A 240-nucleotide genomic window follows, 5' to 3' on the forward strand; every position below is an offset into this window, starting at 1 on the left:
TCTCGAGCACGTTGTCGTCGCCGTGGCTCACGATCTGCTGCGTCACGCTTTCGAAATTGCCGTCGGTCGTGAGCCGCAGCAGGTCCTGGCTGACGGTCGCCGGATCGTAGATGTCGCCCGGCTTCACGTGCAGCGCATCGCTGACGACGCGTTTCGGCACGCCGCCGGTCGTCTTGATCTCGATGCTCGTGATGCGGATCGGCGGCGGCAGCGGCTGCGCATGCGCGGACCGGTACGCCG

Annotated in this window: 1 protein-coding gene; it reads right to left on the reverse strand. The window is 67.1% G+C overall.

The window, feature by feature from the left end; translation table 11 throughout:
* A partial coding sequence (locus SB816_RS34625; protein ID WP_410548578.1) for a POTRA domain-containing protein occupies nucleotides 1-240 on the reverse strand: 240 nt, incomplete at both ends.

Origin of the sequence: Achromobacter sp. SIMBA_011 (genome assembly GCF_046535435.1) — a bacterium.
In the GTDB taxonomy this organism is placed as follows: domain Bacteria; phylum Pseudomonadota; class Gammaproteobacteria; order Burkholderiales; family Burkholderiaceae_B; genus Achromobacter; species Achromobacter dolens.